Genomic DNA, 9,754 nt, shown 5'->3' on the forward strand with positions numbered 1-9,754 from the left:
GTGGATACCGCCTACACCTATCGGAAGGGTAGTGATCCGCGCAACACCCAGTAGCACGTAATCTCGATGCTCCGCCGTGGCGACCCATCAGGTCGCCGCGGCAACGGCCCCCGTCACACCCTGCTTCCACTGTCGCGGTGACTGCCCGGTCTGCGCCTTGAATGCGCGCGACAACGCGGCTTCGCTGCCGTACCCCACGTCGATGGCGATGCGCTTGAGCGGCTGCCCTTTGCGCAGTGCCTGCTGCACCAGCCGGGTACGCCAGCCCTGCAGATAATGCCCCGGCGTGCTGCCGATGGTGTCGCGGAAACTGTCGGCGAAGGCGCTGCGGGACATACCGGCGCGTTGGGCCAGCGCCTCCAGCGTCCACTCTTCGGCCGGTGCTTCGTGCATGGCGACCAGTGCGTGACGCAGGCGCGGATGCGCCATGCCGGCAAGCAGGCCCACGCGGAGCTGGCCGTTTTCCATCAGGACGCGCAGCACCTGGATCAGCACGATTTCAAAGAGCCGGTCGAGCAGTGCCTGGCGGCCGCAGCGCTGGGCGAAGGCCTCTTCGAACAGCACTTCCAGGATCGGTGCGCCGCCATACAGCTCCGCCAGGGGCAGACAGATTACCGGTGGCAAGGCGTTGACGATGGGGTTGTTGATGCCGCCTTCGAACTGCACGTGGGCGCAGGCAGTGCCCGCGCCGGTGCTGGGGTCCACGATCAGACGATGCGCATGCGCACGCGGATAGAGCAGGATGCTGGGCTGGTTGATCTCCAGCACGCTGCCGTCCTGATGCTTTACCTGGATGCGCCCGTCGCGGATGAGATGCAGCTGGCCGCGCTCGCCATCGCCGGGCAGATCATTGGTCCCGGTCAGCGCGCCGGTATGAAAGACCTCGGCGCGGACCGCGAAGCGGCTGAGCAGGGATTGCAGGCGGTCGACCATGGCGGACTCCAGATCAAGTTTTCTGGACGCCATGTTGCCACACGTCCATGGCTTGCAGGCAAAGTACACCTCAACAACGGTTCACCCCTTCACAGCCAGGAGATACCCCATGTCGATTGAAAAGGTTCTGTACACCGCCCAGGCCACCTCCACCGGCGGCCGCGAAGGCCGCGCCGTCTCGTCGGACAACGTGCTGGACGTGCAACTGTCCACCCCGCGCGAGCTCGGCGGTGCAGGCGGCACTGGCACCAATCCGGAACAGCTGTTTGCCGCTGGCTACTCGGCCTGCTTCCTGGGCGCGCTGAAGTTCGTGGCGGGCCAGGCCAAGGTCGCCCTGCCGGCCGAGACGCAGATTACCGGCGTCGTGGGTATCGGTCAGATTCCGACCGGTTTCGGCATCGAGGTCGAGCTGCAGATCAGCGTGCCGGGCGTGCCGCGTGATCAGGTGGAAGAACTGGTGCAGAAGGCGCACATCGTCTGCCCGTACTCGAATGCCACCCGTGGCAACATCGATGTGACGTTGACGATTGTGTAAGGCATAAAAATGGGCGGCTGCCTGGCGTTTAGTGCTTGGCAGCCACCCATCCCACCGCGGTGGATCCCGGTTACGGGATGCGTTCTGTTTTTCAGGAGGGCCGGCCAACGGCCGGCGCTACCGTTGCCCCATCGAGGTTGAAAGGCGAGGGTTTATCAGCGGTCAGTCGTCAGAAGTTGGACGACGCTTGAGAAGTCCAGCTTGCCGCGGCCTGCCTGGTGGTTCATCGAGTACAGGTTGCGGGCCAGTTCGCCGAGCGGAATGGAGGCACCGACGCTCATGGCGGCCTCTACCGCCAGGCCCATGTCCTTGAGCATGAGGTCGCTGCCGAAACCGCCGCTGTAGCCGCGCGAGGCCGGCGCATTTTCCAGCACGCCCGGCCATGGGTTGCACACTTCGGTGGCCCAGCTGCGGCCGGTGCTGACCGCCATCATCTGCGAGAGCACCTTCGGGTCCAGGCCATGGGCCACGCCCAGTGCAATGGATTCGCCGGTTACCGCCATGATCACGCCCAGTGCCATGTTGTTGCACAGCTTGGCGACCTGGCCGGCACCGCTGGCCCCGACATGGAAGATGTTCTTGCCCATCGCCTGCAGCAGCGGGCGGGCGCGCTCCAGCGCATCGGCTTCGCCGCCGACGATGAAGGTCAGCGTGCCGGCGGCCGCACCGGCAGTACCGCCGGAGACCGGCGCATCCAGCATCTGCAGGCCGCGTGCGGCGGCGGCTTCAGAGACCTTGCGCGCCGTGGCCGGGGCGATGGTGCTGCAGTCGATCACCAGCGCGCCGCCGGGAATGTCGCCGAGCAGGCCGTCTTCACCCAGGTACACGCCTTCCACGTGACGGCTGGCCGGCAGCATGCTGATCACCACTTCGGCGTCGGTCAGCGTGTCCAGCGCCGAGGTCGCGGCGGTGGCACCGGCGTCGACCGCGGCCTGTACGGCGGCGGGCACCAGGTCAAACACGCGCACGGCATGGCCGGCCTTGGCCAGGTTGGCGGCCATCGGCCCGCCCATGTTGCCCAGCCCAATGAATGCAATACGGCTCATGCAAGGCTCCTTTCGGTAGCGGTGGTGCCGAGGTCGGCCAGCGGATGCGTGGCGTCGTCCCACGGCGAAACGAAGAAGGTCTGTGCCCAGGCCGGGGTAGCCTGCGCCAGGTTTGCCGGTTGCCACTTCGGCGTGCGGTCCTTGTCGATCAGCAGCGCGCGGATACCTTCGGCGAAGTCACCGTGCGCAGCGCAGTGCAGCGCGGCGACGTACTCGAAGCGGTACACGTCGGCCAGCGAGGCCCCTTCGGCACGCTTCTGCAGTTCCCAGGCCAGGCGTGCCGAGCCGGGGGCTCCGGCGGCCAGCGTGGCCTGCGCCGTCTGCAGCCAGGGGTCTTCGGTGTTCAGCGCGCCGATCGCGGCGACGACGTCGGCGACATCCTGGCCTTCGCACAGGGCATCGATAGTGGCGGCATTGCGCAGCAGCGGGCCGGTGGCGGCGTCGCTGGCGTGCTGCTGCAGCAGGGTGCTGAGCTGGGCGTGGTTGCGCTGCGCGTCATCGCTCCAGTGCACGCCGGCCAGCGCATCGAACACGGCGGCGCGCTGCGCCTCGGCGATGTGGATGTCGGCCAGACCGGCATAGATGGCGTCACCGGCATTGAGCGTGGCACCGGTCAGGGCGAGGAACAGTCCGCCCTTGCCGGGCACGCGCGGCAGCAACCAGCTGCCACCCACGTCGGGGAACAGACCCACGGTGATTTCCGGGAACGCCAGCTTGCTGCGCTCGCTCACCACACGGTGGCTGGCACCGGACATCAGGCCGATGCCACCGCCCATGAGGATGCCGTGGCCCCAGCACAGGATCGGCTTGGAGTAGGTGTGGATGGCGTAGTCGACGCGGTACTCGACGTCGAAGAATTCGGCGGCGTAGGCGTTGTCACGCACGTCGGTGCTGCCGTCGGCGCGGTAGGTCTGCATGCTCTTGTACAGGCTGTGCAGGTCGCCACCGGCGCAGAAGGCCTTCTCGCCCGCGCCCTGCAGCACGACCAGCGCGATGCCGGTGTCCTCGGCCCAGGCGGTCAGGCGCTCGAGCAGCAGGTGCGCCATCGGCAGCGAGAAACCGTTGAGGGTGCGCGGCGCATTCAACGTGGCGATGCCGATGCGCATGCCATTACCGGCGCTGCGCTCTTCGAACAGCACCGGGGCCTCGTCCATCGACGGCGCGCTGCTCATGCGTTCTTCCATTGCGGCGCGCGCTTTTCCAGGAAGGCATTCACACCTTCGGCCTGATCGGCACGGTCGAACAGGTCCACGAAGGCCTCACGCTCGGCCACCAGGGCTGCGGCGTGCGAGCCGGTGCGGGTGAACTGCACCAGGGTCTTGCAGGCCGCGATGCTGGTCGGGCTCTGCTTTTCGGCCTTGTGCGCCCATTCCAGCGCCAGCGCCTTGGCAGCGCCCTTTGCGACTTTCTCTTCCACCAGGCCAATGCGCAGGGCGGTGTCGGCGTCGATCCGCTCGCCGAGCAGGATCATGCGCTTGGCCCAGCCCTCGCCCACCAGACGGGTCAGGTTCTGCGTGCCGCCGGCGCACGGCAGCAGGCCGACGGTGGCCTCCGGCAGGGCGACCTGGGCGTGGTCTTCAATGATGCGCAGGTCGCAGGCCAGCGCGCATTCCAGGCCGCCGCCCATGGCGTAGCCATTGATGGCGGCAATGGACACGCCGCGGAAGCCGGACAGCGCCTCGAACGCCTCACCAAACCGGCGCGCGGCTTCGCGCGCGGCGGCCTTGTCGCCGGAGGCGAACTGCTTGAGATCGGCACCAGCAGAGAAGAACTTCTCACCGCCGCCGGTGATGACCAGTGCGTAGACGTCCTTGTCGGCGTTCAGCGCACCCACCAGGTCGCGCAGTGCCGACAGGCTGTGCACGGTCCAGGTGTGCGCCGGCGGATTGTCCAGCGTCACTACTGCCACGTGGCCATCGGCTTCGACCTTCAGGCCGGTGTGTTCGTGCTTGCGCCAATCCATCATCGCAGTTCCTCTTCGGTGTTGAGCAGGTGGCGGGCCACGATCACACGCATGATCTCGTTGGTGCCCTCCAGGATCTGATGAACGCGGCTGTCGCGCAGCAGGCGTTCGATCGGGTATTCGCGAATGTAACCGTAGCCGCCGTGGATCTGCAGGGCTTCATTGCAGACCTGGAAGCCGGCGTCGGTGGCGAAGCGCTTGGCCATCGCGCACCACACGTTGGCGTCACTGGCACCGGCATCGAGCTTGCGCGCGGCGCTGTGCACCATCTGCCGGGCGGCGACGAGCTGGGTGACCATGTCGGCGAGCTTGAACTGCAGCGCCTGGAAGTCGGCCAGGGTCTTGCCGAACTGACGGCGCTCGCCCATGTAGCGGCGCGCCGCATCCAGCGCACCCTGCGCGGCACCCAGCGAACAGGCGGCAATGTTGATGCGGCCACCGTCCAGGCCCTTCATCGCCAGCTTGAAGCCGCTGCCTTCCTCGCCCAGCAGGTGGTCGACCGGCACGCGTACGTTCTCGAAGGTGATGCCGCGGGTAGGCTGGCTGTTCCAGCCCATCTTCTCTTCCTTGCGGCCGAAGCTGATGCCCGGCAGATCGGCAGGCACCGCAATCGCGCTGATGCCGCCTGCGCCGGCACCGCCGGTACGCGCCATCACCACCAGCAGTTCGGTGGCACCGGCACCGGAAATGAAGGCCTTGGAACCGTTTAGCACGAAGTGGTCACCGTCGCGCACGGCGGTGGTCTTCAGCGAAGCGGCGTCCGAGCCTGCGCCGGGTTCGGTCAGGCAGTACGAGGCCAGCCTGGCACCGGCGGACAGGTCGGTGCACCACTGCGCACGCAACCCCTCCTGACCCCAGGTCGACACCATCCACGAGGCCATGTTGTGGATGCTGATGTATGCCGCAGTGGACGGATCCACGTTGGCGAGCTCCTCGATGACGACGGCGGCGTCCAGACGGCTCAAGCCGCTGCCACCGACCTCGGGGTCCATGTACAGGCCACAGAACCCGAGTTCCCCTGCCTTGGCAATCGCCTCGCGCGGAAAGATGCCCTCCGCATCCCATCGCGCGGCGTGCGGTGCCAGTTCGGCCTGGGCGAAGTCACGTGCCGCCTCCCTATAGGCCTGCTGCGCTTCTTCGAGTTCCGTCGTCATCGAGTGGCTCATGGTGAAACTCCTGCTTACTTCAGGCTGATCGTGGTGTTGACGCCGTGACCCAGCGTCTCGTCATCGAACCAGCGCGAGGTGATGGTCTTGGTCTGGGTGTAGAACATCACCACCTGCTTGCCGTACGGACCCAGGTCGCCCAGCTTGGATGCGCGCGAACCGGTGAACGAGAACAGCGGCACCGGCACCGGGATCGGCACGTTGATGCCGACCTGGCCGACGTCGATGTCTTCCTGGAACTTGCGCGCGGCCGCACCGGACTGGGTGAACACGGCAGTGCCGTTGCCGTTCGGATTGGCGTTGATCAGCTCGATGGCATCTTCCAGCGTGTCCACTTCGAGGATGACCAGCACCGGCCCGAAGATTTCCTCGTCATAGATGCGCATGCCCGGCTTGACGCCGGAGAAGATGGTCGGGCCGACGAAGTTGCCCTTCTCGAAGCCGTCCACCTGCGGGTTGCGGCCATCCAGCACCAGCTTGGCACCCTGCTCGACGCCGGAAGCGATCAGGCCTTCCACGCGCTCGCGAGCGGCGCAGGAAATGACCGGGCCGACATCGGTGCCGGCGACGGTGCCGCCGCTGACCTTGAGGGTCTTGGCCTTGGCGACCAGGTCCGGCACCCACTCGCGGGCTTCGCCGACCAGCACCAGGGTGGAGGCGGCCATGCAGCGCTGGCCGGCGGCACCGAAGGCAGCACCCACCATCGCGTTGAGGCTCTGTTCCTTGTTGGCGTCCGGCAGCACCACGGCGTGGTTCTTCGCGCCCATCATGCACTGCACGCGCTTGCCGGCCAGCGAGGCGCGGTTGTACACGTGGGTGCCGACGCGGGTGGAACCCACGAACGAGACCGCCTTGATGTCCGGGTGGTCACAGATCGCATTGACCACTTCTTCGCCACCGTGCACGACGTTGAGCACGCCCTTGGGAATACCGGCTTCCAGCGCCAGTTCGACCAGGCGCATGGTGACCATGGGGTCCTGCTCGGACGGCTTGAGGATGAAGGTGTTACCGGTGGCGATGGCCATCGGGAACATCCACAGCGGAATCATCGCCGGGAAGTTGAACGGGGTGATGCCGGCGCACACGCCCAGCGGCTGCAGCAGGGTGTAGGTGTCCACGCCGTTGGCGACGTTGTTGGCCAGCTCGCCCAGCTGCAGGTTGCCGATCGCGGCAGCGTGCTCGACCACTTCCAGGCCACGGAACACATCGCCTTCGGCGTCCGGCAGGGTCTTGCCCTGCTCGGCACTGAGAATGTGGGCCAGCTCGCTCATGTGCTCGCGGATCAGCTGCTGGTACTTGAGGAAGATGCGGGCACGGGTGCCGATGGGGGTCTTGCGCCAGGTCTTGAAGGCTTCCGTGGCGGCGGCCACGGCGGCATCCACTTCGCTCACGGTGGCGAACGGCACCTGCGCCAGGACGTCCTGGGTGGCCGGATTGACCACGTTCTGCCAGTTGGAGCTGGCCGACTCGACGAACTGGCCGTCGATCAACATGCGGATACGGGGCGCTGCAACAGTCATGACAATCCCGGCGGGTGCGAAAAGGTGATTGGCATTATTCACAGGCCAAGACTCGATTTCCGGGCTGTCTGCGCTTAATCTGGCCAACGCCCGCTACGATTCTTGTTAATTTTGTGAATAGCCAGCCGCCCCTCCGCCAACTTGGCCTGCGCCTGCTCAAGCTGCGCGAACAGCGCGGTTTCAGTCAGGCCGACCTCGCCCGAGCCTTGGGGCTGTCGGCCAGCTACCTGAACCAGATCGAGCGCAACAAGCGCCCGCTGACCCCCGCGGTGCAACAGAAGCTGGGCGAGGTGCTGGGCGATGTCGGGGCCCTGTTCGAGGACGACGAGCCGGCCGCACTGCAGGAGGCGCTGGGCCAGACCCTGCGCGACCTCGGCCTGGACAGCGTGAGCAGCGCCGAACTGCGCGCCATGGCCGGCAACCTGCCGCAGATCAGCCACGCACTGCTCGACCTGCACCGCCGCCACCTGCTGCTGCGCGAACACGCGGCCGCGCTGGAGTTCCAGCTCGGCGACCCGCAGGCCGGGCAGGCGCTGCCGGCGGGCGACCAGGTGCGGGACTTCTTCAACCGCATGCACAACCACATTCCCGAGCTGGACGACCTGGCCGAGCAGCTGTTCGCGGAGTGGGGGCTGGTCGCCGGGCATGTGGCTCCGCGCCTGCGCCAGCTGCTGGCCGACCGCCACGGGGTGCTGGTGGAGGTGGGCCCGCTGCAGGCCGGGCGCGAGAAACGCGTGTATGACGGCGGCAGCCGCACGCTGTGGCTGCCCGATTACCTGGAGCCGGGCCAGCAGGCATTCCAGATGGCAGCCGAACTGGGCCTGCTGGGCTATGCCGCGCAGATTGATGCGGTGATCGCACGCGCCGGCTTCCGCGAGCCGGAACAGATTGCGCAGGCACGCATCGGCATGAGCAATTACTTCGCTGGCGCACTGGTGATGCCGTATGCGCAGTTTCTGCGCGCGGCCGAGCAGTGTGCGTACGACATCGACGCGCTCGCGCATCGCTTCGGCGTCGGCTTCGAGGCGGTGTGCCATCGTTTGAGCACGCTGGCGCGGCGCAGCGCACCGGGACTGCCGTTCTTCTTCATCCGCGTGGACCGCGCCGGCAATGTGTCCAAACGGCATTCGGCCACCGACTTCCACTTCTCGCAGGTGGGCGGTTCCTGCCCGCTGTGGATTGTGTACGAGGCCTTCAACCAGCCCGGCAGAGTGCTGACACAGACCGCGCGCATGCCCGATGGTCGCCGCCATTTCTGGCTGGCCCGGCAGGTCAGCAGCGGCCCGATCGGTCATGGGCAGCCACGCAAGACCTTCGCGGTCGCGCTGGGCTGTGACCTGCAGCATGCCGAACGGCTGATCTATACGCGCGGGTTGGATATCCAGAGCCCGGGCAACTCGGTGTCGATTGGTCCGGGCTGCCGGGTGTGTCCGCGCGAGGACTGCATGCAGCGCGCGTTCGCGCAGTTGCCGGGGCGCGGCTAAACCCTCCTTCCGCAGCCTGCATCCAACCGGTTCCAGCCCCGGGAGGAACCGGACCCATGAAATCCATGTTGATAGGCACCGTGCTGCTGCTCTGCGTATATGCACTGCCGGCCCATGCCACGTTCTCGATCGCGGCCTGCGATGACGAGGGCAATTGCGGTGTTGCCGTCGCCACGCACAATCTGGCCGTCGGCGGCTCCGGCGTCGCCTGGGCGCAGGCGAAGGTCGGTGCGCTGGCCAGCCAGTTCGAGACCAACCCGCATTACGGTCCGGACGGACTTCGCCTGATGGCGGCAGGCAAGCCGCCAGCGCGGGTGTTGAAACAGCTGCTCGCCGGGGATGGCAACTACGACGACACCACCGTGGCCGAACGACAAGTCGGGCTGGTGGATGCACGTGGACGGCAGGCGCAGTACACCGGAGCGACCGCGCTGGCGTCGGGGTGGGCCGGGGCACTGGGTGGTCCGGGCTACAGCGTGCAGGGCAACGGGTTGGCCGGGGTTGCGGTGCTGGGTGCGATGCGCGATGCGTACCTCGGGTCGGAGGGATCGCTGGCGGCCCGCCTGCTGCAGGCGCTGGAAGCCGGTGAAGCGGCCGGTGGCCAGCGCAGTGGCCGGATGTCGGCGGCGTTGCTGGTGCGCACGCCGGAAGGTGACTGGCGCGACACCGACCTGCGGGTGGACAGTGCGCCGCAGCCGATTGTCCAGTTGCGCGTGCTGTTTGAGCAGCGCCAGGCGCATGCGGCGATGATTCGTGCGGAGCAGTTGATGCGGCAGGGACGGGAGGCAGATGCGGATGCGGCGATGGCACGGGCCTTGTCGCTGGCGCATGGGTGGGATCGGATCTGGGCGCGAGCCGCGCGGCTGGCGATGGCACGTGGGGATGCGGTGCGCGCGCGGGAGTATCTGGGGGTGTTGTGGTCGAGCAATCCGGTGATGGCGGGGATGGAGCTGGAAGGGGAGCGGTATCTGGGGTTGAAGGGGGATCCGGTGGTGGAGGTGTGGCGGTGATGATTCATTCCGGGACATGTCCCGGTAGCGGGGGGGGGGGGGGGGGGGCGGCGGCGGGGGGGGGGGTGTGTTTGGGGGGGCGCCCCCCCCCCCGGCG

At 67.2% G+C, this 9,754-nt stretch carries 9 protein-coding genes; 3 read left to right on the top strand and 6 right to left on the bottom strand.

Annotated features, from left to right (window positions below):
* Positions 1-87 precede the first annotated feature (87 nt).
* Positions 88-933 (bottom strand): AraC family transcriptional regulator, encoded by an 846-nt coding sequence (locus QMX83_RS17580; protein ID WP_282297946.1) that lies wholly within the window; start codon positions 931-933, stop codon positions 88-90.
* A 109-nt stretch (positions 934-1,042) separates the two neighbouring features.
* Between QMX83_RS17580 and QMX83_RS17585 the strand changes: the two genes are divergently transcribed.
* Positions 1,043-1,468 carry an organic hydroperoxide resistance protein gene (locus QMX83_RS17585; RefSeq protein WP_282297938.1) on the top strand — a complete coding sequence of 142 codons (426 nt, stop codon included), beginning with the start codon at positions 1,043-1,045 and terminating at the stop codon, positions 1,466-1,468.
* A 155-nt stretch (positions 1,469-1,623) separates the two neighbouring features.
* On the opposite strand, the gene mmsB is transcribed toward QMX83_RS17585, so the two are convergent.
* From mmsB to QMX83_RS17610, 5 genes are read right to left on the bottom strand one after another with little or no spacing between them, the layout of a single operon-like run.
* Positions 1,624-2,514 carry a 3-hydroxyisobutyrate dehydrogenase gene (mmsB, locus tag QMX83_RS17590; protein ID WP_282297939.1) on the bottom strand — a complete coding sequence of 297 codons (891 nt, stop codon included), beginning with the start codon at positions 2,512-2,514 and terminating at the stop codon, positions 1,624-1,626.
* A complete protein-coding gene (locus QMX83_RS17595; protein WP_282297940.1) occupies positions 2,511-3,686 on the bottom strand; it encodes an enoyl-CoA hydratase/isomerase family protein in 1,176 nt (391 codons plus the stop codon). Before QMX83_RS17595 ends, mmsB begins: the two co-directional genes overlap by 4 nt.
* Positions 3,683-4,480, bottom strand: coding sequence for an enoyl-CoA hydratase (locus tag QMX83_RS17600; protein ID WP_282297941.1), 798 nt, complete (start codon positions 4,478-4,480; stop codon positions 3,683-3,685). Before QMX83_RS17600 ends, QMX83_RS17595 begins: the two co-directional genes overlap by 4 nt.
* Entirely contained in the window at positions 4,477-5,643 is a 1,167-nt protein-coding gene (locus QMX83_RS17605; RefSeq protein ID WP_282297942.1) for an acyl-CoA dehydrogenase family protein, read from the bottom strand. Before QMX83_RS17605 ends, QMX83_RS17600 begins: the two co-directional genes overlap by 4 nt.
* A gap of 14 nt (positions 5,644-5,657) precedes the next feature.
* Positions 5,658-7,163, bottom strand: a complete 1,506-nt coding sequence (locus QMX83_RS17610; protein ID WP_282297943.1) for a CoA-acylating methylmalonate-semialdehyde dehydrogenase — start codon at positions 7,161-7,163, stop codon at positions 5,658-5,660.
* A 113-nt stretch (positions 7,164-7,276) separates the two neighbouring features.
* Here QMX83_RS17610 and QMX83_RS17615 point away from each other — a divergent pair, with 113 nt between their 5' ends.
* Positions 7,277-8,647, top strand: a complete 1,371-nt coding sequence (locus QMX83_RS17615; protein ID WP_282297944.1) for a short-chain fatty acyl-CoA regulator family protein — start codon at positions 7,277-7,279, stop codon at positions 8,645-8,647.
* A gap of 56 nt (positions 8,648-8,703) precedes the next feature.
* Positions 8,704-9,657 carry a DUF1028 domain-containing protein gene (locus QMX83_RS17620; RefSeq protein WP_282297945.1) on the top strand — a complete coding sequence of 318 codons (954 nt, stop codon included), beginning with the start codon at positions 8,704-8,706 and terminating at the stop codon, positions 9,655-9,657.
* Positions 9,658-9,754: the final 97 nt, after the last annotated feature.

This window comes from Stenotrophomonas sp. PS02289, assembly GCF_029960115.1.
Classification (GTDB): domain Bacteria; phylum Pseudomonadota; class Gammaproteobacteria; order Xanthomonadales; family Xanthomonadaceae; genus Stenotrophomonas.

What these genes read in the sequence shown, in the direction of transcription:
- QMX83_RS17580 (WP_282297946.1), bottom strand. Translation starts at nt 933, where the DNA reads ATGGTCGACCGCCTGCAATCCCTGCTCAGCCGCTTCGCGGTCCGCGCC.
- QMX83_RS17585 (WP_282297938.1), top strand. Translation starts at nt 1,043, where the DNA reads ATGTCGATTGAAAAGGTTCTGTACACCGCCCAGGCCACCTCCACCGGC.
- mmsB (WP_282297939.1), bottom strand. Translation starts at nt 2,514, where the DNA reads ATGAGCCGTATTGCATTCATTGGGCTGGGCAACATGGGCGGGCCGATG.
- QMX83_RS17595 (WP_282297940.1), bottom strand. Translation starts at nt 3,686, where the DNA reads ATGAGCAGCGCGCCGTCGATGGACGAGGCCCCGGTGCTGTTCGAAGAG.
- QMX83_RS17600 (WP_282297941.1), bottom strand. Translation starts at nt 4,480, where the DNA reads ATGATGGATTGGCGCAAGCACGAACACACCGGCCTGAAGGTCGAAGCC.
- QMX83_RS17605 (WP_282297942.1), bottom strand. Translation starts at nt 5,643, where the DNA reads ATGAGCCACTCGATGACGACGGAACTCGAAGAAGCGCAGCAGGCCTAT.
- QMX83_RS17610 (WP_282297943.1), bottom strand. Translation starts at nt 7,163, where the DNA reads ATGACTGTTGCAGCGCCCCGTATCCGCATGTTGATCGACGGCCAGTTC.
- QMX83_RS17620 (WP_282297945.1), top strand. Translation starts at nt 8,704, where the DNA reads ATGAAATCCATGTTGATAGGCACCGTGCTGCTGCTCTGCGTATATGCA.